This window comes from Mesorhizobium sp. L-2-11 (assembly GCF_016756595.1).
Lineage (GTDB): Bacteria > Pseudomonadota > Alphaproteobacteria > Rhizobiales > Rhizobiaceae > Mesorhizobium.
Genome location: NZ_AP023257.1, coordinates 457,245 through 483,111 on the forward strand (window position 1 = coordinate 457,245; position 25,867 = coordinate 483,111).

At 62.5% G+C, this 25,867-nt stretch carries 25 protein-coding genes and 1 tRNA gene; 12 read left to right on the forward strand and 14 right to left on the reverse strand.

The annotated features are described in order from the left end of the window. Position 1: 1 nt before the first annotated feature. Positions 2–640 (reverse strand): (2Fe-2S)-binding protein, encoded by a 639-nt coding sequence (locus JG739_RS02115; RefSeq protein ID WP_202365038.1) that lies wholly within the window; start codon positions 638–640, stop codon positions 2–4. A gap of 336 nt (positions 641–976) precedes the next feature. Here JG739_RS02115 and JG739_RS02120 point away from each other — a divergent pair, with 336 nt between their 5' ends. Beyond that, positions 977–1,870: a LysR family transcriptional regulator gene (locus JG739_RS02120; RefSeq protein ID WP_202365039.1), complete on the forward strand. Its 894-nt coding sequence runs from the start codon at positions 977–979 to the stop codon at positions 1,868–1,870. A gap of 168 nt (positions 1,871–2,038) precedes the next feature. On the opposite strand, the gene JG739_RS02125 is transcribed toward JG739_RS02120, so the two are convergent. Together JG739_RS02125 and JG739_RS02130 are read right to left on the reverse strand one after the other, a co-directional pair. Further along, a complete protein-coding gene (locus JG739_RS02125) occupies positions 2,039–4,333 on the reverse strand; it encodes a PBP1A family penicillin-binding protein (protein WP_202365040.1) in 2,295 nt (764 codons plus the stop codon). A 99-nt stretch (positions 4,334–4,432) separates the two neighbouring features. Beyond that, positions 4,433–4,738, reverse strand: a complete 306-nt coding sequence (locus tag JG739_RS02130) for a hypothetical protein (RefSeq protein WP_202365041.1) — start codon at positions 4,736–4,738, stop codon at positions 4,433–4,435. Positions 4,739–5,278: 540 nt separating this feature from the next. On the opposite strand from JG739_RS02130, the gene JG739_RS02135 reads away from it, so the two are divergent. Continuing rightward, on the forward strand, positions 5,279–6,337 hold the full coding sequence (locus JG739_RS02135; protein ID WP_202365042.1) for an aminopeptidase: 1,059 nt from the start codon (positions 5,279–5,281) through the stop codon (positions 6,335–6,337). A gap of 233 nt (positions 6,338–6,570) precedes the next feature. On the opposite strand, the gene JG739_RS02140 is transcribed toward JG739_RS02135, so the two are convergent. The 5 genes from JG739_RS02140 to JG739_RS02160 all read right to left on the reverse strand — a co-directional run bounded on the left by JG739_RS02140 (position 6,571) and on the right by JG739_RS02160 (position 10,854). Continuing rightward, the gene (locus tag JG739_RS02140; RefSeq protein ID WP_202365043.1) at positions 6,571–6,804 is read right to left on the reverse strand and encodes a hypothetical protein; all 234 of its coding nucleotides are present in this window, start codon (positions 6,802–6,804) and stop codon (positions 6,571–6,573) included. 254 nt (positions 6,805–7,058) lie between these two features. Further along, positions 7,059–8,930: an adenylate/guanylate cyclase domain-containing protein gene (locus JG739_RS02145; RefSeq protein ID WP_202365044.1), complete on the reverse strand. Its 1,872-nt coding sequence runs from the start codon at positions 8,928–8,930 to the stop codon at positions 7,059–7,061. Positions 8,931–9,292: 362 nt separating this feature from the next. Next, positions 9,293–9,778 (reverse strand): SRPBCC family protein, encoded by a 486-nt coding sequence (locus JG739_RS02150; RefSeq protein WP_202365045.1) that lies wholly within the window; start codon positions 9,776–9,778, stop codon positions 9,293–9,295. Between the two features lie 4 nt (positions 9,779–9,782). Further along, positions 9,783–10,094, reverse strand: coding sequence for an ArsR/SmtB family transcription factor (locus tag JG739_RS02155; RefSeq protein ID WP_370463505.1), 312 nt, complete (start codon positions 10,092–10,094; stop codon positions 9,783–9,785). 100 nt (positions 10,095–10,194) lie between these two features. After that, positions 10,195–10,854 (reverse strand): ArsR/SmtB family transcription factor, encoded by a 660-nt coding sequence (locus JG739_RS02160; RefSeq protein ID WP_202367303.1) that lies wholly within the window; start codon positions 10,852–10,854, stop codon positions 10,195–10,197. 191 nt (positions 10,855–11,045) lie between these two features. On the opposite strand from JG739_RS02160, the gene JG739_RS02165 reads away from it, so the two are divergent. After that, positions 11,046–12,293 (forward strand): MFS transporter, encoded by a 1,248-nt coding sequence (locus JG739_RS02165; protein WP_202365047.1) that lies wholly within the window; start codon positions 11,046–11,048, stop codon positions 12,291–12,293. A gap of 103 nt (positions 12,294–12,396) precedes the next feature. Here JG739_RS02165 and JG739_RS02170 read toward each other — a convergent pair whose 3' ends face one another. The 3 genes from JG739_RS02170 to JG739_RS02180 all read right to left on the reverse strand — a co-directional run bounded on the left by JG739_RS02170 (position 12,397) and on the right by JG739_RS02180 (position 14,856). Continuing rightward, positions 12,397–12,870 carry a GNAT family N-acetyltransferase gene (locus tag JG739_RS02170; protein ID WP_342216431.1) on the reverse strand — a complete coding sequence of 158 codons (474 nt, stop codon included), beginning with the start codon at positions 12,868–12,870 and terminating at the stop codon, positions 12,397–12,399. Between the two features lie 61 nt (positions 12,871–12,931). After that, on the reverse strand, positions 12,932–13,195 hold the full coding sequence (locus JG739_RS02175) for a type II toxin-antitoxin system TacA family antitoxin (protein WP_202365048.1): 264 nt from the start codon (positions 13,193–13,195) through the stop codon (positions 12,932–12,934). Positions 13,196–13,935: 740 nt separating this feature from the next. Further along, positions 13,936–14,856 (reverse strand): AraC family transcriptional regulator, encoded by a 921-nt coding sequence (locus JG739_RS02180; RefSeq protein ID WP_202365049.1) that lies wholly within the window; start codon positions 14,854–14,856, stop codon positions 13,936–13,938. Positions 14,857–14,908: 52 nt separating this feature from the next. Between JG739_RS02180 and JG739_RS02185 the strand changes: the two genes are divergently transcribed. Next, complete coding sequence (locus JG739_RS02185; protein WP_202365050.1) at positions 14,909–15,658, forward strand: glutathione S-transferase family protein; 750 nt, start codon at positions 14,909–14,911, stop codon at positions 15,656–15,658. A 161-nt stretch (positions 15,659–15,819) separates the two neighbouring features. After that, the gene (locus JG739_RS02190) at positions 15,820–16,125 is read left to right on the forward strand and encodes a DUF1330 domain-containing protein (protein WP_244749668.1); all 306 of its coding nucleotides are present in this window, start codon (positions 15,820–15,822) and stop codon (positions 16,123–16,125) included. Between the two features lie 140 nt (positions 16,126–16,265). On the opposite strand, the gene JG739_RS02195 is transcribed toward JG739_RS02190, so the two are convergent. Together JG739_RS02195 and JG739_RS02200 are read right to left on the reverse strand one after the other, a co-directional pair. Continuing rightward, a tRNA-Arg gene (locus tag JG739_RS02195) sits at positions 16,266–16,342 on the reverse strand. Between the two features lie 199 nt (positions 16,343–16,541). Then, positions 16,542–18,029 (reverse strand): ATP-binding protein, encoded by a 1,488-nt coding sequence (locus JG739_RS02200; protein ID WP_202365051.1) that lies wholly within the window; start codon positions 18,027–18,029, stop codon positions 16,542–16,544. A 316-nt stretch (positions 18,030–18,345) separates the two neighbouring features. Between JG739_RS02200 and rpmH the strand changes: the two genes are divergently transcribed. The 5 genes from rpmH to yihA all read left to right on the forward strand — a co-directional run bounded on the left by rpmH (position 18,346) and on the right by yihA (position 22,174). Continuing rightward, the gene (gene rpmH / locus JG739_RS02205) at positions 18,346–18,480 is read left to right on the forward strand and encodes a 50S ribosomal protein L34 (protein WP_008833937.1); all 135 of its coding nucleotides are present in this window, start codon (positions 18,346–18,348) and stop codon (positions 18,478–18,480) included. A gap of 16 nt (positions 18,481–18,496) precedes the next feature. Then, positions 18,497–18,850: a ribonuclease P protein component gene (rnpA, locus tag JG739_RS02210; protein WP_202365052.1), complete on the forward strand. Its 354-nt coding sequence runs from the start codon at positions 18,497–18,499 to the stop codon at positions 18,848–18,850. A 13-nt stretch (positions 18,851–18,863) separates the two neighbouring features. Beyond that, positions 18,864–20,687 carry a membrane protein insertase YidC gene (yidC, locus tag JG739_RS02215; protein ID WP_202365053.1) on the forward strand — a complete coding sequence of 608 codons (1,824 nt, stop codon included), beginning with the start codon at positions 18,864–18,866 and terminating at the stop codon, positions 20,685–20,687. Positions 20,688–20,879: 192 nt separating this feature from the next. Further along, positions 20,880–21,518: a CatB-related O-acetyltransferase gene (locus tag JG739_RS02220; protein WP_202365054.1), complete on the forward strand. Its 639-nt coding sequence runs from the start codon at positions 20,880–20,882 to the stop codon at positions 21,516–21,518. A gap of 74 nt (positions 21,519–21,592) precedes the next feature. Further along, entirely contained in the window at positions 21,593–22,174 is a 582-nt protein-coding gene (yihA, locus tag JG739_RS02225) for a ribosome biogenesis GTP-binding protein YihA/YsxC (RefSeq protein WP_446720555.1), read from the forward strand. On the opposite strand, the gene JG739_RS02230 is transcribed toward yihA, so the two are convergent. Then, complete coding sequence (locus tag JG739_RS02230) at positions 22,171–22,890, reverse strand: TetR/AcrR family transcriptional regulator (RefSeq protein WP_202365056.1); 720 nt, start codon at positions 22,888–22,890, stop codon at positions 22,171–22,173. The two genes, yihA and JG739_RS02230, sit on opposite strands and share 4 nt — an antisense overlap. Positions 22,891–23,046: 156 nt before the next feature. Here JG739_RS02230 and JG739_RS02235 point away from each other — a divergent pair, with 156 nt between their 5' ends. Both JG739_RS02235 and JG739_RS02240 read left to right on the forward strand, forming a co-directional pair. Next, on the forward strand, positions 23,047–24,228 hold the full coding sequence (locus tag JG739_RS02235) for an HlyD family secretion protein (protein ID WP_202365057.1): 1,182 nt from the start codon (positions 23,047–23,049) through the stop codon (positions 24,226–24,228). A 64-nt stretch (positions 24,229–24,292) separates the two neighbouring features. After that, positions 24,293–25,843, forward strand: coding sequence for a DHA2 family efflux MFS transporter permease subunit (locus JG739_RS02240; protein WP_446720556.1), 1,551 nt, complete (start codon positions 24,293–24,295; stop codon positions 25,841–25,843). The last annotated feature ends 24 nt before the right edge of the window (positions 25,844–25,867 follow it).

Genomic DNA, 25,867 nt, shown 5'->3' on the forward strand with positions numbered 1-25,867 from the left:
CTCAGCCCTCCTGCGTCGAGCTGGACACGGCAGCCGCGTCCTGGATGGCCGCGACGATATGGTCGTAGGCGCCGCAGCGGCAGAGATTGCCGCTCATCCATTCGCGGATCTCCTGCGGCGACCCGGCATGGCCTTCGCTGATGCAGGCGACGCCGGCCATGATCTGCCCCGACGTGCAATAGCCGCACTGGAAGGCATCGCGCTCGATGAAGGACGCCTGCAGCGGGTGGAGCTCCTCGCCCTGCGCCAGTCCTTCGATGGTTTTGATGTCGCGGCCCTGAGCGAGCGCTGCGAGCGAGAGGCACGCCTTCACGCGCATGCCATCCATCAACACCGTGCAGGCGCCGCACTGGCCGAGGCCGCAGCCCTTCTTCGAGCCTGTCAGATGCAGGTGCTCGCGCAGCGCATCCAGCAGCGTCGTGCGCGGATCGAGCGAAAGCCGGTGCTCCGTCCCGTTGATGCGCAGCGATACATCGAGCGGCGCCGTCGCGGCGCCGGCAGCCTGTGCCAGCGCCGGCGATATAGCTCCGGGCACGAGTTGTTCTCCCAAAACAGCACCGCCAATCACAGCAGCCGCTTGCATGAGCTCCCGGCGCGTTATGTCTGAACTGGCTGTCGAAGTTCCTTGGCTATCAGACATGTCGATTGTCGCTTTCGTGATGATCCGCCAATTCGCGGCCCAAGATATGGATGCCCCCCCGACCCGAAGGCACACTGCGTGCGTGCGACGCTAAAGCTTAGGGCGCTTGAGGCGCCTTGATTAGCGCCCGCTCCCCGATAGGACCTATCGGTCGGGGCCATGAATGGCAGCGACGCGAATGAACTGCCGCCGGTTCTTCCTTCGTTATTGCTCAGCCGGATTCGCGCCGCCGTTCGGGAAATTTGCGCTGCTCTCGGCAATCACGATCGATTGAGCGTGTGCTGTTCGCTCGATCATTCCGTATAATCCGCACAAACTTATGGGAGGGAGCTATAAATGCAGCGCGGACGACTCGATATGCTTCTGGCCTTTCTGGTGGTTGCGCGCGAGGGCAGCTTCACGCGCGCCGCTGCGCAGCTCGGAATTTCGCAGTCCACGCTCAGCCACACGATCCGCGATCTGGAAGAGCGCCTGGGCATTCGGCTGCTGACGAGAACGACCCGCAGCGTTTCACCTACAGAAGCCGGCGAGCGGCTGCTGCGCAATATCGGTCCGCGCTTTGAGGAGATCGAGGCCGAAGTCGAAGCCTTGAGCGAATTGCGGGAGAAGCCCGCCGGCACCATTCGGCTCACGGCAAGCGATCACGCGTTCAACGCCGTCATCTGGCCGAAACTGGCGAAGCTCCTGCCGGACTATCCCGACGTCACCGTCGAGGTCTTCCTCGACAACGCACTGACGGATATTGCTGCCGAACGGTTCGACGCGGGTGTGCGCATGGGAGAGCGTGTTGCAAAAGACATGATCGCGGTGCGCGTCGGACCGGACATCCGCTTCGCCGTCGTCGGGACAAAGTCGTATTTCGCCAAGCGGCCGCCGCCAACGACGCCGCAGGATCTGACCGGCCACGTTTGCATCAACCAGCGCTTTTCCATCAATGGCGGGCTTTGGGCCTGGGATTTCGAGCGCGACGGTCGCGAACTGAAGGTGCGGGTGGACGGCCAGATCGTCCTCAATGGCACCCTCGAGATTCTTGAGGCCGCGCTGGCTGGTTGCGGCCTCGCCTATGTGCCGGAGGATGTCGCGGAGCATCATCTGGAAAGCGGCCGCCTGATGCGGGTGCTGGATGAGTGGTCACCGCCCTGGCCGGGATATCACCTCTACTATCCAAGCCGCCGTCAAGCGTCGCCGGCTTTCGCCCTGCTCGTCGATGCGCTCCGCTTCTCGGGTTGAGGCAATGCAGTCCCATCGAGATCCATTGGGGCCGCGGCATCCGCCGAAGAATGCGGCGGCCCAGAATAAAAGCGCTCTGTAAGCGATCCTTCGCGCCCCCCTCTGTCCCTCCACGATCAAAGGTCCTGCACCGCAGCAGCGCTCGGGATAACCGGGATACGGCCAAGCCTACTTCTCGCATAGCCTGCGTGGGCCGCTGTAAGGCTGAAACGTGCAATCGGTCGCGCGGAACGAGCGATAGGTGCGCGCGCATGCCCGGAAATTGCAGGCGGGAGCTTCCCCGTCCGCGGCCGAGCTAGCCGCGACCGCGTCGGGACCAGGTGCACTGTCTTCGGGTGCGGCAAGAGCAGCGCTCATGAAATTCCGCCAGATCCGCGCCGGCAGCTTGCCGCCCGTCACCTGCGACATCGGCGTCTCGTCATCGTTGCCGACCCAGACCCCCACTACCAACGGCTCGGTGAAGCCGACAAACCAGGCGTCGCGATGGTTTTGACTAGTGCCGGTCTTGCCCGCCGCGAAGGCTCCGAAATCGGCTTCTCGGCCCGTCCCCTTCTCGACGACCAACCTCAGTAGGCCGACCAAGTCCCGCTGATGGTGGCGCAGATCGGATGTGGGCTGTCCGGACGGTCCAACGCGGAAGGCGCGCGGCTGACCGTCGGCATGGAAGGAAACGATCCCCCATGGCTCAATCGGCGCGACGCCTGCCCGGACCGAGGCATAGGCGCCGGTAAGGTCGAGCAGGGTCACCTCAAACGTGCCGAGCGCCAGGCTGGGTGTTTCAGCCAATGGTGCGTTGATACCCAGTTCCCGCGCTGCGGCGATAACCTTGTCGATCCCGATTTCCATGGCTAGTGCCACGGTCGCCGCGTTCAATGACCGCGCAAACGCCTCGGCTATGCTGACCCGGCCGCTATAGCCGCCGCCATAGTTTTCCGGGGACCAGCCATTGATTTCGATCGGCGCATCCTCGATCCGGTCGAATGGTGTGACGCCTGCCTTCATCGCCGCATAGTAGACAAACAGCTTGAACGCCGAGCCGGGCTGGCGCATGGCCATCGCGGCGCGGTTGAACGTGCTCTTGCCGTAGTCGCGCCCGCCGACCATGGCGACCACGGCGCCGTCCGGCGCCATCGCCACGAGCGCGGCCTGCGATGCGCCCGCCTGCCGGCCTTCGCGGTCGAGCGCTTCGGCCACGACCTTCTCGGCGATCGCCTGCAGCTGCGGCACCATCGTGGTCTTGACCTTGATCGTGCCACGGTAAGGTCCGGCAAGCTCGCGCGCCTCCTGCATCACCCAGTCGGCGAACCAGCTGCCGGAACGCGCCGCCGGGCTCGTCGGGCGGAGATCGGCGAACTCGGCGGTCGCGGACTTCGCTTGCCCAGCGGTGATCCTGCCGCCTTTCAGCATGGCGTCGAGCACGATTTCTGCCTGTCGGCGGGCGCGCTCCGGGTTCGTCACCGGGTTGAGTTGCGAAGGCGCACGGATGATGCCGGCAAGCATCGCGGATTCGCCGAGATCCAGTTCGCGCACCTCTTTGTCGAAATAGATGCGAGCGGCCGCGGGAACGCCGGTTGCACCCGCCCCGAGGTAGATGTTGTTGAGATATCGCGTCAGGACTTCGTCCTTGCCGAGTTTCCGCTCCAGCCAGAAAGCGATCACCGCTTCTTGAATTTTCCGCTTCCAGGTGCGGTCCCGCTCCAGATAGAGGATCTTGATCAGCTGCTGGGTGATGGTGCTGCCGCCCTGAACGACCTCGCCGGCTCCCACGTTGCGGTACAGAGCCCGAGAAATACCCCGCAGGTCGATGCCCGAATGGTCGTAGAAGCGCCGATCCTCGGCAGTGAGCACCGCGTCGATCAAATGGCGCGGAAAATCCTCGTGTGTCGCGTAGGGTCCTTGGATCGGCCCCTGCCTCACCAATGGCTTTCCATCGGAGGTCTCGAGCACCACCACCGGTCTGAGCGTGCCTTCCGCGATTTCGTCCCACGGCACATCGCCTAGCGCCCAGGCAAAGACGCCAACGAAAAAAATCAGGGATGCTGCACCTGTTGCCGCAAGACTTCGCAGGACGAGCTTCCGCCGGCGCCGTTTGTTACCTTCCGCGGATCTTATCTCGGGCATGGGCGCGCGCGGGCGCACCAGCCGCGACCAGACGGCTGCGGAACGCTGCGCCAGCGCGCCGGCCCTCCGTTTCGCAGTGGAGTGGTCCAGATCACGCAGCCGCTGCGCGGCGTCGCGGCCGAGTATGCGGAGCCTCTTGGCCGCTCGACGTGACGCAGCCGCCACGTCGTCGCGCAATGCCTCGCTAAATTTCAGAAAGGCCCGGCCGAGTTTAGCAAGTGCCTTCCCTGACCGCGCGAAAGCCGCGCCATCGGATACGGGAAACACGTTCCTGCCGGACTTGAGGTCGGCTGAGGCGTGGTCCTCGGGGTCACTGTCCGGTGCGGATGTGGTCTCCGGCATGCGCGGCTTTTTGCTCCGCTTGTAGAATTGCCGCGCCGGTGGCACGGTTTCGGCGCAGCAGAAGGATGTGGCTTTTCGGTTTCCGAAGCTCGTTCGGCGTCAGTAGCGATAGACGTAGGCTGGGCGCCTCCAGCCGCGCTTACACTTGATCTCTTCCTTGTACTCGTCTTCCTCCCACTTTCGCTCGATTTTGCACCGGCCGCGGCGGTATTCCTCCTTGTAAGCGCGACGTCCGTAACGGTGCTCGCGATAGTAGCGGTGTGTCCGCCTGTAGTCTCCACCTTGTTCATAGCGGCCCATCCAACGCCCATGGCCGCTTTCATCCTTCCAGGGATCGGCCGCTGCCACGCCGATGCATCCGGTCATCGCCATCGACTTAGCAAGCATGGTGCCGAGAATCTTCATGGAATGTCTCCTCTTCAGAGAGGCCCCGCAGAAACCACAGCTTACACCGCCGGACCACTCAACTTCCGCAACAGGCCTGCAATGAGCGCGGAGCCAGAATGCACCTTCGACCGCTGTCCGTCGAGCAGACAAACGCCTTCGGTCGGCCCTCCGGCTCAATGAACGATCGGGAAGCGTCTGACGTTCCATCAGAGGTCGCTCATGGAGAAACCTGCCACCATGGTGCGTCGCCGTAGAAGCCGTCGAATGTGGCCTGGCCAGCTTGCCGGATGACCAACAGCGTTGGGCCGGATGCGACCGGAAGCTTCAGGAGAAAAAGACCTCCTAGGCGGATAGTCCGCATGCCGCCGTGTCCGGCCTATAGCGGACAGTCGGCAATTTGGCAGCGAATGTGCACATTGTGACGATCTTGCCGAAGTCGAACGTCTAACCTAAACCCCATCCAGGACATCAACCAAATTGGCGCCACTGTTTGGGACCGGGCCGTAGTTGCGACGTTTGCCCTATCCGGACGTGTGAGCAAGGCCGTGGGCAACCGTAATGCGTGCATTTTTTCGTTCGGTTGCTGCGATGATCGTGATGTCCGGCGTGGCAGGTTGCACCAGCATTTCTTACTACGCACAATCCTTGAAGGGTCACGTGGAGATCATGGCGGCGCGCCAGGATGTCGAAGCGCTGATCGACAATCCTTCGATCCCTGGTACGTTACGGGCTCGAATGGAATCGGCGAGCGCCATCCGACAGTTCGCGATAGATGAACTAGCGCTGCCGGACAACAATAGCTACCGCAGCTATGTCGACGTTGGTCGGGACGCGGTGACATGGGCCGTCTTCGCCGCGCCGGAATTCTCGCTGACGCCACGAACATGGTGCTTTCCGGTGTTCGGATGCGTTCCGTACCGAGGATACTTCTCCAAAAGGTCGGCGATTGAAACCGCTGTCGCACTTCAGAGACAGGGCCTGGACGTCTATGTGACGGGCATCACTGCATATTCCACGCTTGGCTGGTCAAGTGACCCGCTGCTAAGCACGATGCTCAGCCAAGATGAAACGTATCTTGCAGGGCTGGTTTTCCACGAACTGGCCCACCAACGCGTCTATGTGAAGGACGATTCCGCATTCAACGAGGCATTCGCTGTCGCCGTCGAAACAACCGGCGTGAGAAAATGGCTGCGCGCGGTTGGTGATACCGGCGAATTGCGCCGTTACAAAGCCGACCGGAGGCGCAGGACCGAATTTCTTGCGCTGGTGTCGCAGACCCGGGACGAGCTGGCGCACGTCTATGACGACTCCAGTACCTCGGCCCAGAAGCGGGCCGCAAAGTCAGCCGCGATCGAACGGATGCGGATGCGCTACCGAGAGATGCGCGACAGTCGATGGCGTGGATACCGGGGATACGATGTCTGGTTCGATGCTCCGATCAACAACGCGAAGCTCGCCGCGACTTCCGTCTACGGCGATCAGGTGGCGACGTTTCTCCGCTTGTTCGATTTGTGTTCGGGCGACTATCCGAGGTTCTACGCGTTGGTTCGACGGATCGGCGCGTTAGACAAACCTGACCGCGCCGAAGCGCTCAAAGCAGCAGATTCATGCGATTGAGCCAGTCAATCCGAAGGCCAGAAGCGGCGCTTCGGTCGCCGATGTACAGCCGCCGGAGGTGATTGAATTGAATTGACCTTGGCGGCCGATTTACTTTGACGTCGGGCGGCGCCGGAATCCACAAGTCGGCCTACAGAAGGTAGGGGCCAAAAGCGAACTTGCCTGAGCTCCCCGGCGGGATCCTGGACCACAATGGTTGCCGGCGTGCCGTGGCGCCTCAGCGTGCGCCGTCCCTACGAGGCCGAAAACCTCACGCTCACGCCGCGCTGCCGAAAATAAGCCTGCATCAGCTTGCGGCCCGAACGGTTGTTCTGCGCCAGTCTGGTCGGATCGAACACCGCCTGTTCCAACCCCTCTCGCGTCAGCGCCGCCTTGAGCGCCGCGATTTTTGCGTCGATGTCGGCATTGTTCGCGCCGAGCGATGCATAGATGCTGTCGGTCGCCTCGGCCACGGTCGGCTCGCTCACGGGTGTACTCCTTTGGCTGTTCGGGGCGGCGGCTTAGCACAGATCAGCGGCTTCGCCGATACCGATAAGACGGCTAGATTGCGGCAACAGTGCCCCTTGGGGTTAAAAAGGATGCCGATGACGCGCGCCAACGGCTCGCCGCGGCGGCGATTGTGGCAATTTTCAGTGTTGGCGTCGTGGAAATGGCAAAAATTGGCGCCGGAGAGGATGAAACTGGGCACCGCTATATCATTGAAGTCGCTCTGCAAAAACTTTCAGGCGGATTCAGGAGCCTTGGCCTTTGCGAGGTCCTGCAGGAACTCTTCCATCAGCGGCCTGTCACCGAACCGGCGGTAAGCGCGCTCTGCTTCCAGTGAGAATGCCGGATGCGCTTCGACCAGCTTTGCCATCGTCTGCTGGGCTGCCTCGACCTCGCCGCCCCCGGCCTGCAAAGCGGCCTGAATCAGAAGGCAGTTTTCATCGCCCGGCGCCCGGATCAGGCATTCTTCTATGACGGCGGAAGCCTCGTCGCGGCGGTCAGCCGCGTAAAGCGCCTGCCCGTGCACGTAGGCGTAGTACTCGGGCGCCATAGGATGAAGGCGGCGGGCCCGCTCTGCGTTGGCGACGGCATCATCATATTCCCCGAAGCGAACCTGCGCCTTTGCGAGCGCCATCATGCTGTCGGGATCGTTAGGGTTGAGCTCCACGGCGCGCCGTGCGGCCTGCAAGCCGCCTGAATAGTCGCCCTGCAGGGCAAGCCCGAAGCTGATGACCTGATAGCCAAGGCCAAGATTGGGGTCGAGACGGACCGCCTGCCGAGCTTCGCTAAGCCCAAGATGGAGTTCGGGCGCGTTTTCCCGGCCGTCACCGCTCTGCGCCACGCTGGCGATAAAGGTCAGCGCGAGGCCCGCGCGGGCGGCCGCATAGGACGGGTCCATTTCAAGGGCGCGCTGGTAGAGGCCCCGCGCCTCCAGAATGTCCTGCGGGTCATCGCCGCCGTGCCGGTAGCGGTTGCGGGCCTGCAGCACGAGGTCATAGGCCTGCAGATTGTCGGTCGGGCGTTCCGCTGCCGCCGCCGCCTCGCTCCTGCCGATATAGGGTGCGATCTGCGCGACGATTTCAGTAGTCAGCTCGCTCTGAACGGTGAATACGTCGGCGACCTGCCGGTCAAAACTGCGCGACCACAGATGCGCGCCTGTCTTTACATCGATCAGCTGCGCCGACACGCGAAGCTGGTCGCCTTCGCGGCGGGCGCTGCCTTCAACCACATAATCGACGCCGAGCTTCGCCCCGAGCTTGCGCACGTCCGTACCCTGCCCGTGCACGGCGTAGGTGGAATCGCGCGCGATGACCTGTAGCTCTGAATTGCGGGCAAGGGCTGTCGTCACATCCTCGGCCAGTCCGTCCGCGAAATACGATTGCTCGCCGCTGCCGCTCATCGCGGCAAAAGGCATGACCGCCACTGACGGCCGGGGGTCGGCGCGGCCCTGGTCCATCGACAAGACCCCCGGGATGCGGCTGACCATGGCTGCCAGGGGGAGCGGCTGGATTTGGGTGCCGATGAGAATGAGGGCTATGGCGGCAACGCCATAAGACCAGCGGGCGGCGGTGCTGCGCAGCGCCTGCGGCACGTGCCGCCATGGCGACCACGCAGAGCCCGCGCGCCTTACTCGGTAGACGTTGAGAAGTTCGGGAATGTTCTTGGCCCGCCTGCGGCCGATGCGGACGAATCTGTCCGCGCTGTTGCGGTCGGCCGCCATCACCACGGCGCTGCTGACGAATATCTGCCCCGGATCGCACATGGCCTCAAGACGGGCGGCCACATTGACGCCGTCGCCGTATACGTCGCCGTCATCTTCGATGACATCGCCAAGATTGATGCCGATGCGCAGCTCGAACGGACCCTTGTCGAAGCCCTCCTGTATGGCCAGCGCCGCATCAACCGCTTCGTTGACGCTGGGAAACATGGCGAGAAAGCCATCTCCCGCCGTCTTGACGATGCGCCCGCCATGGCGGGCAGTGGTCGGGTCAATGAGCTCATCAAAAACAGCGCGCAGCTTCGCGTAGGTGGAAGCCTCGTTTTCAGCCATCAGCAGGCTGTAGCCGACGATATCGGCGGCCATGATTGCCGCGAGCTTGCGTTCCATCAGCATTATTCCTGAGCGGCGGCCATGCAGGGACTATTACTCCTGACACTTAAGACGACGCACGCTTCAAGATTAGACCCATAATCCCGAATAAGCTTATCATACAGCTCACAAATGCGTGACCATTGTGGCCTATACCGTTCTGACCTTCGTCAGCCATCATCCGCTTCGCGTGGAGCCGTCCCCGCATCGGAAGCGGCGTTGGGCATGCTGGTCGGCGTGATTGTTGCGCCTACGCTTGTCGGGCTCCGGGTAGGGAAGAGAGGTTATTCGCGGCAGTGTCGCCACCGCGAATACCTCCTGAGCTTACGGGATTGCAGGCCGCAAGGCCGGATTCGGTCTGATGCTTGCGGATGTGGCCGTCAGGCCCGACCCCCGAACAGGTCGGCGTATCGCTGCAGGTAGAGCGGCCAGCCTTGATCGGCGGCGACACCATCGCGCACGCTTTCCCAGCCGGCGCCGTGGCGCTCCAGTTTGCGATGCTCGAGATCGAGGCGGGTCCGGTTGGCTGTCTCGGCGGTGAAGCGGACCTCCCACTCGCTGGCCTTGTTCGGATCGGTCTCCAACCGCCATTGCGGACTGATGTCCCAACTAAGCAGCACACGGTGCGGCGGCTCATAAGCCAGCACGCGCGCCCAGCGGCACTCGCTGCCATCGGCGCCGCGATCATAAATATGGCCGCCGACGCGCGGCTCGAACACGGTCTCGGCGATCGGCACGGCGAGCAGATTGTGCTCCCTGGGTTTGAACTTGCCAAAATCCTCGGTGAAGACCTTGAAGGCGCGCTCGATCGGCGCCTCGACCACGATCGAGTGCCTGACCAAGGTGTCTACTGCTTGCGTGTTCATTTTTTTACTCCTTTCGCGGTTGTTCGACAGCTTGCTTGAAGGCAGCGAGCGTCTTCATCCAGAACCGGTCGAGTTCGGTGCGAAGCGCCGCCAACCCGTCGAGTTCGACGCGGTAGATGCGGTGCTTGCCAGCCGGCGTGTCTGCCACGAGCCCTGCCTCTTTCAACACCTTCAGATGCTGCGAGACCGCCGACCGAGTCACCGGCAGGGCACGCGCCAACTCGGTAACCGAACGCGGATGCTCGACCAAGAGTTCGAAGATCGTGCGCCTGGTGTGGTCGCCCAGGGCGGTCCAGCTGTTGTTCACGTTAGTCACCACTAACGCGTTAGCACGGACTAACGTGATGTGTCAACCTTGCTAACGCCTAAAAAGGACCTGGGTCAGTGAGTGAGGGGGACTTTGAAGTTGAAGTCGATCAGGCCTCGACAGCTAAGCCCGCGTCACGCCATTCGGGCAGGCCATCTTGCATGCGGCGTGCGCGGAAGCCGTGCTCACGCAGCAATGCGACCGCCTCGAATGACATCACGCACCACGGCCCGCGGCAGTAGGCGACAATCTCGGGCTTCGCCTCGAGGTCGGGCAACCGCTGCTCCAGTTGGCCAAGGGGGACGTTGATCGCGCCGGGCAGATGTCCGAGCGCAAACTCATCGGGCGGTCGGACGTCAATGACTGTAACGAGCCCGTCTTTCATTCGCGCGGCCAGCTCTTCCCGTGACACGGGCTCCATATCGTCGTGCCGGTCGAAATACCCCCTCACGATGCGTTCGACCTCGGCCGAATGCCGCTCGGCAACGACTCGAATGGAGGCGAAGGCGGCAAGTACGCTCTCATCCGCGAGCCTGTAATTGATGAACTTGCCATCGCGCTCTGACGTCACCAGTCCGGCGCGGCGCATCGCCTGGAGATGCTGCGAGACATTCGCCACCGGACGCGCAAGCTTGGCGGCCAAGGCTTCCACGCTGCGTGGACCCTGCGCGAGTTGCTCGATCAGTTCCAGCCTCTGCGGATTGCCCAGAGCCTTCGCGACAACCGCGAACTGCTCGTAAAGTGCCTGCTTCGGATTGCGGATTGACATCAGGGTGGCAGCCACGCTAGTTCATTCAACATAATTATTGAATGATTCCTATCACACGGCCCCCGAGGAGACAAGTCCGTGGCCGAGAAGCCCCTTCAATCGCATAGCAGCCTTGGCGTCGATACCATGACAGCGGATATTCCGCCGCCGCCTGACGCCGCGCGCACCCGCGCCCTCTATGCCGGTGCCGCATGACAATGACCGCGGCGCCGGCAGCGAGCCTCGGTCTCAAGGCCAACTGGCGGCAGTTCGCGCTTCTGGTGCTCATCAATGCGTTCGTCGGCGGCATGATCGGCATCGAGCGCACCGTCGTGCCGCTGATCGGCTCAGAGGAATTCGGGCTCGCTTCGACCACGCTGGTCGTCTCCTTCATCGTCAGCTTCGGCGTCGTCAAGGCGCTGGCCAACCTTGTTTCCGGACGGCTCGCCGACAAATGGGGGCGCAAGCGCGTGCTGGTCCTCGGCTGGCTGTTCGGCCTGCCGGTACCCTTCATGATCATTTGGGCGCCAGACTGGAACTGGGTCATCGCCGCCAATGCGCTGCTTGGCATCAGCCAGGGCTTCGCCTGGTCGATGACCGTCATCATGAAGGTCGATCTTGTCGGCCCGAAGGGGCGTGGCCTCGCCGTAGGGCTCAACGAGTTTGCCGGTTACCTCGCAGTCGGGATCACCGCCTTCCTCACCGGCTATCTCGCCAGTCGCTACGGTCTGCGACCAATCCCGATCTATCTCGGCGTCGGCTACGCAGTGCTCGGCACGGTGCTCTCGATCCTGCTCGTGCGCGACACGCGCGATCATGTGCGTGCGGAACTGGCGAACCATCCGCGCGAGGCATCCCCGCTTTCCTTCCGCGAGGTCTTTGCGTTGACTTCTTTTCGGGATCGCAACCTCTTTGCCGCTTCGCAGGCCGGGTTGGTGAACAATCTCAATGACGGCATGAGCTGGGGCATCTTTCCGCTCCTCTTCGCAGCCGGCGGGCTTGGCGTGGAGCGCATCGGCATCCTGAAGGCCGTCTATCCCGTCACCTGGGGTGTGCTGCAGGTCGTGACGGGACCGCTCAGCGACCGTTGGGGCCGCAAGGGCCTGATCGTCGCCGGCATGTGGGTGCAGGCGGCGGCGCTCTTTCTCACGGCGCTGACCTCGAATTTTGGCTGGTGGCTGGTGGCGAGCCTCCTGCTTGGCCTGGGCACGGCGATGGTCTATCCGAGCCTGATCGCTGCGGTGTCGGATGCGTCGCATCCTTCATGGCGCGCCCGCTCGCTCAGCGTCTACCGCTTCTGGCGCGATCTCGGCTACGCGATCGGCGCGCTGTCGGCGGGACTGATCGCCGACTTCTTCGGCCTGGCGTGGGCGGTTGCCTCGATCGCCGCCCTCACTTTCCTGTCCGGTACCGTGGTTGCCTTCATGATGCGCGAAGGTCATGCCGGACGAAGCAGTTGAACGTCGCCTCGGATGCGTCCGCCTCCGACTTCGTTGCCTTACGGGCCGAAACTGCGCTTACTGGCCGGATGACCGGGATGGCCATGTTCGACCTGTGGTGCCGCTATGAGCGCCGCGCGGAAGGTTTGCCTACCCGAGCTTCACAACCCAGCCCGCTCTGCTCCAGATCAACCATGCGGACGATCATCGCCGGGCGCGGATCGTAGGGCAGATCCACAAATCCCCAGCGCGCATAAAATCCGCGCGCGGCATCATCCAGCGGATGCGTGAAGACGCACATGCTGCCGACGTCCTGGGACGACGTTAGCGCCGCGCGCAGAGCGAAGAGAAGCAGCGACCGAGCGTAGCCCTTTCCCTGATAGTCTTTGTGAACCGCGAGCTGACCAAGCAGGGTCGCCGGCACGGGATCGGGCTTGTTGCGCTGAAGCGGCTTAGGCGGCGCGGCTCGCTCGATCTGCCCGGCGCTCAAGGTGACATAGCCGGCGATCTGGCCTGTCTCCGCATCGCAAATGACATTAGCGCGCGGAAGGCCCGCAGCGTGATTGGCCCAGCCGTGACGCCGGAACCAGAGGTTCATCGAGTCCCGGCCGCATCGAATCTGTTGCGGTCGTCGGTTTCGGTGAGCGGCCGCGGCGGTGTTACTCCCGCCATGCGGGATCGGTGCGCGCGAGCTCCTCGAGCGCGGCGACCTTCTGCGGCGGACGGCTGGCCCACGCCTCGAACGCCTCCCAGTCCTTGGCTGGGATGACGACTACGGGGCGCTCCAGCATGTCCATTTCGGCGGCTTCGAGCGCCCTGCGGCGGACGAAGTCGCTGAGGCTGGTGCGCGCGTGATCGGAGGCCGCCTCCAGGAGGGCGCGCTCCTCTTCGCTGACGCGCACGCTGAGAACGGAGGTTGTCATGGCCATTTTTCCGCGACCGAATAGGTGTGTGACAAGAGCATACACGAGTTCCGGCGGCAATAGGAGCCGATCACGGTCGGCGCTCAGATCGCTCCAGTACTTCGGAACAACGAACGTCGCGAAGCGCCGAAGGCCGCCTTGTCCACGATGGGCCGAAACCAGCATTGCATAGGAGCGAAGGCTATCGCAGCGCCGACTGGATTTGGCGAATATGGCGCCCCAGCGTGGATGAAACTGATAACTACGTTTCCGCTGGGGCGCTATGAAATTGCGCTCCATTCTACGCCAATACGGCCTGCGGCGGGGCGGAACCCGCCACAGCGCTACGATTTGGCTGTGCGAGTGCTGTCCGGCGGCTCTGCGATGTTGCGTCAGCAATCTGCAGGGAAAACTACATCGATCCTTTGGAGCGCCAGTCATTCAGCGAACGAGGTGAAGGGTGTGCGGACCGGGCACGACCCCGACTTCGAAGTTGGTGCGCTCGAGCCTGGGCAGTTCACCGTACCCCGACATCTTCGGTCCGGACGATCACATCACCGCGGAAGTCCGCCCGCTCGGCTTCCGAAGCGCCGGAGGTTTGGCGAGCATCCGAGACTCGTCAAAGTTACTACGATTGATTGCATATCGCTTCCACAGCTAGGTGGGATGCCGAACCTCGCCCTTGCTCGTCTGCTGTGCGGAGCAAGGCAAAGGCCGGAGGTGACCCATTGCAGACGGTTCGAGATCGCGGGCGAAAGCAACTAGACGTCATCGCGCCCACTTCCGAGCCGGTACTCTCCGGGAGACTGGCCCGAGTAGCGCTTGAATGCAGTTGAGAATGCAGCTTCCGAGCCGTAGCCAACAGTTTCGGCAATCCGCGCAAGGCCGGTTCGGCCGTTCCTTAAGAGTCTTGAGGCCTCGCGCATCCGGCGGCGGAACAAGTAGTGCATCGGTGGTTCGCCAACCAAAGCATGAAAGCGTTCTGCAAACGCTGCGCGCGATTGCCCGGCCACAAGAGCGAGCGACTCGATGGTCCACTTTTCCCCGCACGCGTCGTGAACGACAGCAAGCGCTCGCGCAACGCCCGGGTCGCTCAGTCCCTTCAGCCAGCCGGTCTCATGCATGTTTTCGACACCATGGCGCAAAACCCGGGTGATCAGCGCAGCAGACAAGCGCGCAAGCACAACCTCGCTGCCCGGCCCCGGCGCAAGGGCTTCGGCCATCAGCGTCTCGACATATCCCTTTAGCCAGCGCGACGCCGTGTCGTCCGTTCCTGCGACATGTACCATCCTTGGAAGGCCAGAGAGCGCCGGGTGGTCGCTTTCGTTGAAAACGAATGCTCCGCAAACAATTACTGCTGGTTCACCACCGCCCCCGAACACAATGCGGCCGCCTGTGCTCTCCGCAGCGACTTTCGCGCTCGATGTCGGCGTCATCTTTCTCGCATCGGGGGACCGTAAGACATGCGGATCGGCACGCGGCGCGATGACCAGATCGCCAGTCTTCAATAGCTGCGGCGGATCGTTGCCGAAAGCGATCTCGCACCGGCCCTCGGCAACGATGTGGATGCCACGCAAACCGGCCTGGTCGAAGGAGATTGCCCATGGCGCAGAAAGCTCGAGGCGGCGGTACCCGGCCGCAATGAAATGCAACTCGCGCATCATAGCGGCCAGCACATCCACGGGGCGTTCCTCCAATTCAAGATGCTCGATGAAGCAGTTTAGACGATTACGAATGGAAACTCGCGGCGATTCCCTCCAATTCATTCGGGAGAGTTGCGCGAGCGCTCCGGAAAAAGGTGAAGCATCTCATGTCCAAAATCGAGCTTTATGGCAGCACCCTATGTCCTTATGCGCAGCGCGTGAGGCTGGCCCTTGCGGAAAAGGGCTCTCCGCCACCGAGATCGAGATTGATCCGCGCAACAAGTCTGCTGATTTTCTTGCCATTTCGCCCACCGGCAAGGTCCCCCTTCTCGTCCATAACGGCGTGCGCGTCTGGGAGGCGGCGGTGATCAATGAATATCTTGACGAGGCGTTCCCGGAGCATCCGCTGCTTCCCAAGACACCGGCGCAACGTGCTCTTGCGCGCATCTGGACCAGCTTTGCCGACTCAAGGCTATACGAGCCGACGCATCGCCTGCTGCTATGTTCCGATCCAAACATCCAGGCGAGAATCGCAGAACAGTTGGGCAAGGAAATTCGTTTTCTCGAAACCCATGCGCTTGCGGCACATGACGGTCCCTATTGGCTCGGTGACGCGTTCAGTCTTGCCGACATAGCCTTGTTTCCCTGGTTCGAGCAGGTAGCGGTGCTGGAATGCTTTCGCCTGTTTCTCATGCCGGCTGAGTGCACCCGTATTCGGGCTTGGCGCGAAGCGGTCGCACGCAGAGGGGGCGTACGATCGGCGGCGAGGTCATCCGACTTCTATGTGCAAGGGTATACTCTGTTGTTCGATCGATTGGCCCAAGGTGTTTCGGTCGCATGATGCTAGAGCCATGTGTCTGGAGGTTATCCCCGAAACGTTCTTGTCGGCTATCTCTGGAAGGCCTTAGCGGGATGTCTCCGACACTCAATCTCGGCGTCACCGATTAATGCTCAAAGGGCGCGTCACATGGGAAATAGGCCGACGACTGAAGCGGGAGGATCATGGTGCCAGCCTATATAATATTTGATGTCGAAATTAGCGATATGGCGCAGTACCAGGAGTTCATGGCGAGGGTGAAGCCCGAGTTGGAAACCGCTGGCGCAAGGTATCTTGCTCGTGGTGGTGTCCATAAGGTCTATGAAGGAGATTGGCAGCCTCGCCGGATTGTTCTTCTGGAGTTCCCTTCAGTTGAAGCCTTCGAAACGTTTTATCATGGGCCTGCATACCAGGACCTGAAGAGCATCAGAGATGCGTGCAGCTCCGCGCGGCTCGTCGCTATCGAGGGGCTAGCACTACCTGAATCATGAAGTGGCCTCACGCAAGCGGAGGTGTATTCACCAATGTGAACGCCAAACGCCGCAGAATACCGCCCGCCCTTCGACAGCAGAATTCCGTCCAGCGTGGCCAGTAGTAGCGGATCGCCGGAAATCGGAGATTCGGCGGAATTTGGCGCGCCCGAAGAGATTCGAACTCCTGACCCCCAGATTCGTAGTCTGGTGCTCTATCCAGCTGAGCTACGGGCGCGCAACAGGCCATGCTTTGCATGGCCTCGCGATTCGATCCTTAACGACCGGCCGCGATGTGAGCTGTTCCCTAGCGACTGCATTTCCGAAAAGCAAGCCGATCCGACAAAAGTTTTGTTGTTCGTGGCTTCGAGTGGATCAGAGGGGGAGCGATCAGAGCGGGAGAGGATCAGACCGGGCGAGGATCGGGCGGGCGAGGATCAGGCCGGACGGCGCAGGCCGTTGCGGGCCTGGTCGAGCCGGACCGGCTGGTCGGGGATGGTGACCGCGAATGTGGTGCGGCCGCCTCTGCTTTCGACAAGCTCCACCGTGCCGCCATGGGCGCGGATCAGTTCATAGGCGATGGCCAGGCCAAGGCCGGTGCCACCGCTGCGGGCCGAGCCGCGGAACGCCGCGAACAGGTTCTCGCGCGCCTTCGGCGGCAGGCCGGGTCCGGTATCGGTGACGGTGATGCGGCTGACGCTGCCGACGCGCTCTGCCGACACCTCCAGCCGGCGCACCACCGCGCTTTCCGCGTCCGCCGCCATCGCCTGGACGGCGTTGCGGCAAAGATTGGTGAGCACGCGAAAAAGCTGATCTGAATCGGCATCCACCTCGAAAGCCGGATCGACGGCATTGACGAATTCTATGCCGCTTTCGGTGTCGAGCAGGCCGTGCACGTCGTCGACCAGCTGGCGCAGCCTGAGCCTGCGGCGCGAGGGCGGCGGCTCCTGGGTGCGGCCATAGGCAAGCACACCTTCCGAATAGGATACGGCACGATCGAGCGCGCGCAGCAGTTTTGGCGCGAAGGCCTGCACGGTGGGATCCTTGACCTGGCGCAGACGGTCCGACATCAGCTGCGCCGACGCCAGGATATTGCGCATGTCATGGTTGATCTTCGACACGGCGAGGCCAAGGTCGGCGAGATGCTTCTGCTCGGCGAGCATCTTTTGCAGCCGCTCCTGCATCTGCGAGAGCTCGCGCTCCGCAACGCCGATCTCGTCGGCGCGGGCAGCAGGGCGGATGATCCGCCCGGGGTCGTCGGGAGCCTCCGAAAAAGCCAGCATCGAGCGCGTCATCGTCCGGATCGGGCCGATCATGATCAGGTCTATGGCGGCATAGACCAGCATGGCGGTGAACAGCGAGATCAGCAGCGAGACGAAGGCGACGTTGCGCGAATAGATGAGCATGGCATCGCGCAGGCTGTAGTCGGGCATAATCAGCTCGAATTCCTTGTCGCTGTCGCCGACCGGGCCGAAAACGCGCAGCATCCGCTCGCCACCGAAAAACAGCGTGTCCAAAGCGCCGGTCATGCCCTCGACCAGGCCGACATTGGCAATGTCGACATGCTCGTCGACATGCGGCGGCATCTCAGCCACGACCAGAAGCCGCGAGACACCGCCGTCGCGCACGGCGATCGCCTTGGCGCCGATCGCCATCAGCACGTCGTTCTGGGCGGCGCGCGACAGCGAGGCCGGCTCTCCCTGCACCAACACGATCGAGACGGCCGCGGCGGTGCTCAGCCTTTCCTTCAGCCAACTCATCCGGTAGCTGGCGATCCAGGGCAGAAAGATGAGGACCTCGGCCAGGAGCACGAAGACGATGGTGAGCAGCAGGAGCTTTGTCGACAATCCACGCGACAAAGGTACCCTCCGGGCGGCCGCGGTCGCCCGGTCGGTGCTTTCGTCCGCGGATGGGATTTCACTCATGCTGCTTTTTCTTCACGATCACTTGATCGACCGAGATTAGGCTATTGCGGCTTTTTTGCCAATTTCATCCTCGTCCCAATTCGGGATAAGACCGCCCAGACTTCGGCCATTACTCCAGCCGTTGGCCCGAGGCACCGGAATGTCGAGGCCGGACGTCGGGGCCGCATTGACTTCCAAAACCCTTCTTTCTATAAGCCCGCTCACGCTCGGGCCATTCGTCCCGGCGCGGTTTCGATCGCGCCAAAGCCGGCCGGGCAAAGCTCCTGTTACACAGTGACAGAATCAAGAAGGGCCGCACCCCGCGGTATTGAAACAAATGAAGCGTACCTACCAACCGTCCAAACTCGTCCGCAAACGCCGGCACGGTTTTCGTGCCCGCATGGCCACCAAGGGTGGTCGTGGCGTCGTCGCAGCCCGCCGCAACCGCGGCCGCAAGCGGCTCAGCGCCTGAACGGAAGACGAGATCGTTGCCCGCAACCGGCAAGCCAGTGGGAGCACATCCCAAGCGGCTTCTGAAGCGCGCGGAATTCCTGGCCGTCCGGCGTGGCGAAAAGCGCCGCGGGCGGCTTTTTCTCGTCGAGGTTCTCGACCGCAGCGACGCAGGGGCGCCTCGCGTCGGCTACACGGTCACCAAGAAGGTCGGCAACGCAGTCGTCCGCAACCGCATCCGGCGGCGGCTGAGAGAAGCCGTGCGCACGCATGCCGCGGGTGACATGCAGCCAGGCAATGACTATGTCATCGTCGGGCGCGAAGATGTGCTTGCCATTCCGTTCGGCCAGTTAAAGGCCGAACTCTCACGCCGACTGCGCGGAACACGATAGGCCAAGGCTTTCGATGGAAAACAACCGGAACTTCTTCATCACCATCGCGCTGTCGGTGCTGATCCTGTCGCTTTGGCAGTATTTTTACGTGCTGCCGCACAGCGAGGCGCAACGCGAGGCGGCCCGCATCGAAGAGCAGCGGCTAGCGGAGCAGAAGAAGGCGGCGCAAGCCGCCAGTCCGGGCGGCAGCGAAACGCCGGTGCCGCAGCAAGGCGCCATTCCCAATGCACCCAATGCGCCTGGAACCGACGGCACGACGCTGGCCAGCCGCGAGCAGGCGCTGGCGTCGACGAAGCGCGTCAGGATCGACACGCCGAGCCTGGAGGGCTCGATCAATCTCACCGGCGCCCGTCTCGACGACCTCAAGCTCAAGCACTACAGGCTGACGGTCGACAAGAACTCGCCCGAGATCGAACTGCTCAACCCGGCAGCGCTGCCTACGGGCTACTATGCCGAGATCGGCTTTATCGGCAGCGACAAGACCGGCACGGTGCCGGGCCCGGAAACCGTGTGGACCGTCGACGGCAATGCGACGCTGACCCCGGCGACCCCGGTCACGCTGACTTTCACCAACGACAAGGGTCTGACCTTCAAGCGCACCTTCTCCGTCGACGGCGACTACATGTTCACCGTCTCGGACACCGTGCAGAATTCGGGTTCAGCTGCTGTCACCCTGTCGAATTACGGCCGTGTCACACGTTTCGACAAGCCTGCCGTTGCCAGCATCTATGTGCTGCATGAGGGGCTGATCGGCGTCACCGGCACGGAAGGCCTGCAGGAACACACATATTCGTCGATCGAGGAGGACAAGCAGTTTACGCCGACCAAGTCGACCGATGGCTGGCTAGGCATCACCGACAAATACTGGGCGGTGACGCTGGTACCGACCGAGAAGCAGCCGTTCCAGCCGCGTTACGCCTATTTCGAGGACGGCCGCCCGCGCTACCAGGCCGACTTCCTCACTGACCCGATCACCGTCGATGCCGGCCAGTCGGCGACGGTCGAGAGCGAAATCTTCGCCGGCGCCAAGGAAGTCGCCAAGGTCAACGCCTATGCAGAAGACCGCAACATCAGGCTGTTCGACCGTTTGATCGACTGGGGATGGTTCATCTGGATCACCAAGCCGATGTTCTATCTGATCGACACGATGTACAAATTCTTCGGCAATTTCGGCCTGGCCATCCTGGCCACCACCGTCGTCGTCAAGGCCGCCTTCTATCCGCTCGCCAACAAGTCCTACGCGTCGATGGCGAACATGAAGAAGGTGCAGCCCAAGATGCTCGAGATCCGCGAGAAATACGCGGACGACAAGATGAAGCAGCAACAGGCGATGATGGAGCTCTACAAGACCGAGAAGATCAATCCGCTCGCCGGCTGCTGGCCGGTGGCGCTGCAGATCCCGGTCTTCTTTGCGCTCTACAAGGTGCTCTACATCACCATCGAGATGCGGCACGCACCGTTCTTCGGCTGGATTCAGGATCTGGCGGCGCCCGATCCGACCTCGATCTTCAACCTGTTCGGCCTCATTCCGATCGCTCTGCCGGATATGTTGATGATCGGCGTTTGGCCGCTGATCATGGGCCTGACCATGTTCTTGCAGATGCGCATGAACCCGACGCCGCCCGACCCGACGCAGGCCATGATCTTCACCTGGATGCCGGTGGTCTTCACGTTCATGATGGCGGGTTTTCCGGCCGGCCTCGTCATCTACTGGGCCTGGAACAATCTGCTTTCGATCATCCAGCAAGGCGTGATCATGAAGCGGCAGGGCGCCAAGATCGAATTGTGGGACAATCTGGTCGCGCTGTTTCGGAAGAAACCGTCGCCGGCGGAATAGACGGCGCTGCCTTTCTGCCGAATCCAGGAAAGCCCGGCGCGGCGGTAGACACCGCCGCGACCTATAAGCTCCGCTATCGTTTCAGGGGCGCTGCGTCGATGAACAGGTGAGGATGATCCGCTGCGTACGCGGTCGGTGCTGCCGGGCGGATCGCGCTATTTTGACCTGCTGTTTCGTCGATGGAGCCAGACCATGATCGGACCCAACCCCAACATCAAGCACCCGATCCCGATGCATAGCCGCGTCGGCTTTCTGAAGGGGCTGGTCACGGCGCCGAACATCGAGATCGGCGACTTCACCTATTATGACGATCCGGACGGGCCGGACAAATTCGCCGAGCGATGCGTGCTGCATCACTATCCATTCATCGGCGACCGGCTGATCATCGGCAAGTTTTGCGCCATCGCCGAGGGCGCGCGCTTCATCATGAACGGCGCCAATCATGCCATGTCCGGCTTTTCGACCTATCCATTCAACATCTTCGGTCATGGCTGGGAAGAGGGTTTCGACCCGGCGACCTGGTCGAAGGAACTGCGCGGCGACACAGTGATCGGCAATGATGTATGGATCGGCATGGAAGCGGCGATCCTGCCCGGCGTGGCGATCGGCCATGGCGCCATCGTTGCGGCAAAGTCGGTGGTGACGCATGACGTGGCGCCCTATGCGATCGTCGCCGGCAATGCGGCCAAGGTGGTGAAGATGCGTTTCGACGACAGGACCATCCGGCGGCTGTTGGCGGTGGCGTGGTGGGATTGGCCGGTGGAAAAGATCAGCAGCAATGTGAATGCCATTCGTGGCGCCGATATTTCTGTTCTGGAGGCAGCGGTTTGAACGCGTTGAACAAGTCCGTGATCGGCATCGAGCTGTTCACGCGGCCGTGGATCTTCATCCGCGGCGTGCCGGCGATGAAGTTCCTGCCGCCGGAAGGACCGCCGGAGATCGCTTTTGCCGGCCGCTCGAATGTCGGCAAATCGTCGCTGATCAACGCGCTGGTCAATCAGAAGGGACTGGCGCGCACGTCCAATACGCCGGGGCGGACGCAGGAACTCAACTATTTCGTTCCGGGCGGGTTTTCCGGCGAAGGCGCCGACCTGCCGCCGATGGCACTGGTCGACATGCCGGGCTACGGCTACGCCACCGCGCCCAAGGAAAAGGTCGACGACTGGACGAAACTCGTCTTCGACTATCTCAAGGGCCGCGTCACGCTGAAACGCGTCTACGTGCTGATCGACGCCCGCCACGGCATCAAGGCCAAGGACGACGAAGTGCTGACGCTGCTCGACAAGGCGGCGGTGTCCTACCAGATCGTGCTGACCAAGACCGACAAGATCAAGGCGGCTGGCGTGCCGCGATTGATCGAAGAGACACTGCAGAAGATCAAGAAGCGGCCGGCCGCGTTTCCGTTCGGTCTCGCCACGTCCTCGGAAAAGAACGAGGGCCTCGAGGAATTGCGCGCGGCGATCGTGCTGGCAGCCAATGGCGGCTAGGACTTTGCCTCCAGCGCAATCGTCTGGGCGCTTTCTTCCGTGGCAAGCCTTTCGGTGCCGTAAGCCTTCAGGAACATGCCGACGCCCGACCTGACGATGTGGTCGATTTCAGCCTGGCTTGGCGCTTTGGTGCGGTAGGCGAAGATGCACTGACGGAAAAGGCCCGCCAGGCACAGTTCGGTGAACTGATAGGCGGCAAGATCGACATCATCGACCTTGAGCAGGTCACGCTCGATGGCGGCATTGAGAAAAGCAACGACCTTGTCGTGGCCGCGTTTCGGGCCGCGTTCGTAAAAACGCGCGCCAAGTTCTGGGATCCTGTCGGACGCCCCGATTACGGTGCGCTGCGCCTGGACGACCTTTGCCGAGGTGATCTTGAGGGCCAGCACCTTGCCGAACTTCACCAGCGTCTCGCGAAGGTCGTCGGCGCGGTCGAGCATATCGTACATGTTCTTGAAGATCGTGCCGCGCTCCTCCTCGATCAGCGCCTCGAACAGCTCTTCCTTGTTGGCGAAATAGACATAGATCGTGCCCTTGGAAACGCCGGCCTCGCGGGTGATGTCGTTCATCGACGCCGCTTCGAAGCCCTTGTCGATGAAGACACGACGCGCGCCCTCGATGATCTGGCTGCGCTTGACCGGGTCCTGCCCCGCCGCCGGGCGGCCGCGACGCAGGCCATCCAGCAGATCGCACTGGTCTTTGTCGGCTTCGGTCATAATGTCACACCTCGAAAAATTTTCGAACCGATCGGTTCGATCGCCCTTGATATGGCCCTCTCTCCGCGCTAAGTCAACGCCAGCATCGAACCGAACGGTTCAGTCTGACTGTTTCCTGAGAGATGCCCAGCCTCCAGCAATGCCAAGAGAGATGCCATGTCCTCGAACGCGACCCCCACCGCCGAAGTCCGTCCCTTCCCCAACGCCAAGGTCGCGCCGGCAGCCGAAGCGCCGAACCTACCGACTGAGCCCGCAACGAGTCCTCCGGCCGAGGCACCGGCCAAAAAGAAGCGTTCGGCACGCTCCCTTCTGTTGCCGATCATCGCGCTTGGCTTGCTGGGCGCAGGTGCCTGGTATGGCTATGATTACTGGACCGACGGGCGTTTCATGATCTCAACCGACGACGCCTATGTCCAGGCCGACATGGCATTCATATCGCCAAAAATTTCCGGCTATGTCGATCAGGTCAAGGTGACCGAGAACCAGCAGGTCAAGGCCGGCGACCCGCTACTGGTCGTCGACAATGGCGACTACAAAATAGCGGTCGCTCAGGCCGAGTCGCAGATCGCCACCTTGAGCAAGACCCTCGACCGTATCGACGCCCAGACTTCAGCCGCGCGCGCCTCGCTCGAGCAGGCGCAGGCGCAGAAGACCGCCGACCAGGCCGCCGCCGCCAATGCGGCGCGTGTTCAAGCGCGCGCCGCCCAATTGCTCAAGACACATGTCGGCACCCAGGCCCAGTTGGATGATGCCCAGACCGCGGTCGAGCAGGCCAATGCCGCCCTTGTTGGCGCCGACGCCCAGATCGCGGCGGCTGAGGCCAATATCGGTGTGCTCCAGGCGCAGCGCGCGGAGACGGCAAGCACGCTGGCGTCGCTGCAGCTTGCCAGGGACAAGGCCGCGCGCGACCTGTCGTTCACCGTGCTTCGCGCGCCCTATGACGGTGTCGTCGGCAACCGCTCGGTCGAACAGGGCGACCTGATCAGCCCCGGACAGAAGCTCGCCGTCATCGTGCCGTTGGACAAGCTCTATATCGTCGCCAATTTCAAGGAGACCCAGCTTGCCCGGCTGGTGCCTGGTGAAAAGGTCAGGATTTCGGTCGACGCGATCGACGGCCAGGATTTCGAAGGCACCGTCTCGTCGCTGGCGCCGGCATCCGGCGCGGTGTTTTCGCTGCTGCCGCCGGAAAACGCCACCGGCAACTTCACCAAGGTCGTGCAGCGCGTCCCGGTTCGCATCGACGTGCCGGCGGAAGTGCTGAAGACAGGCAAGCTGCGCGCCGGCCTCAGCGTCGTCGTCGCCGTCGACAGCCGCACCGCACCGGCCGCGTCGAACTGAGCGGCCGCCTGGGAGCAATGCCGTGGCAACCGCAACCTTGACAGCAGGATCGCCGCCGGCGAGGCTGGCTACGCCTGATACCATTTCCACACGCCGCATCATCGCCTTCCTGGCGATGGTGTTCGGCATGTTCATGGCGATCCTCGACATCCAGATCGTTTCGGCCTCGCTGGCCGAGATCCAGGCCGGCTTGAGCGCCAGCTCCGACGAAATTCCGTGGGTGCAGACCGCCTATCTGATCGCCGAAGTCATCATGATCCCGCTGTCCGGTTTTCTCAGCCGGATGCTGTCGACGCGTGTGCTGTTCACCGTCTCTGCGGCCGGCTTCACCGCCGCGAGTGCGCTGGCGGCGACCGCCACCAACATCGACCAGATGATCGTCTACCGCGCCGTCCAGGGCTTCATTGGCGGCGGCATGATCCCAAGCGTGTTCGCTGCCGCCTTCACCATCTTTCCGCCGTCGCGCCGTGCCATGGTTTCGCCGATGATCGGCCTGGTGGCGACGCTGGCGCCGACCATCGGCCCGACTGTCGGCGGCTATATCAGCCATGCCATGTCCTGGCACTGGCTGTTCCTGATCAATGTGGTGCCCGGCATCATGGTGACCGCCGCGGCATGGTCGCTGATCGACTTCGACAAGCCCAATCTCAGCCTGTTCCGCAAGTTCGACTGGTGGGGCCTTGCCGGCATGGCGGCTTTCCTCGGCTCGCTGGAATATGTGCTCGAGGAAGGTCCCAACAACGACTGGCTTCAGGACCAGGCCGTGTTCGTCTGCGCCATCCTGATGACGGCCGGCGCGGTGCTGTTCTTCTGGCGCGCCTTCACTGCCGAGGAGCCGATCGTCGACCTGAAAGCCTTCGCCAACGTCAACTTCGCTTTCGGCTCGCTTTTCTCCTTCGTCATCGGCATCGGCCTCTACGGCCTGACCTATCTCTATCCGGTGTATCTCGGGCGCATCCGCGGCTACGATTCCCTAATGATCGGCGAGGCGCTGTTCGTCAGCGGCCTGGCGATGTTCGTCACCGCGCCGATTTCCGGCATCCTGTCGCGCAAGATGGATCCGCGGCTGATGATGATGATCGGCTTCTTCGGCTTCGCTGCCGGCACCTGGCGGATGACCTATCTGACCGCCGACTGGGATTTCTGGGAGCTTTTGCTGCCGCAGATCCTGCGCGGCGCCTCGATGATGCTGTGCATGGTGCCGATCAACAACATCGCGCTGGGAACCCTGCCGCCTGACCGGCTTAAGAATGCATCCGGCCTGTTCAACCTCACCCGCAATCTCGGTGGCGCCGTCGGTCTTGCCGTCATCAACACCGTGCTGATCGATCGCAGCGCCTTCCATTACGCGAGGCTGGCCGAGCACGTGCAATGGGGCAGCGCCGAGGCGCAGACCAGGCTGCAGAACATGACCCTCGACTTCCAGCAGAATGCCGGCCTCGACGCCTCCAAGGCGGCGATCTCCAAACTGTCCGGCATGGTCCAGCAGCAGGCTTCGCTGCTGTCCTTCATGGACGTGTTCTATCTCTTGACGTCGCTGTTCGCCACGCTGGCGGTCTTCACCATGGTCATCCGCAAGCCGGCCGAGCCGGCTGGCGGAGATGGCGGACACTGATCGCGCAGCTTTGCGCGTCCAAAG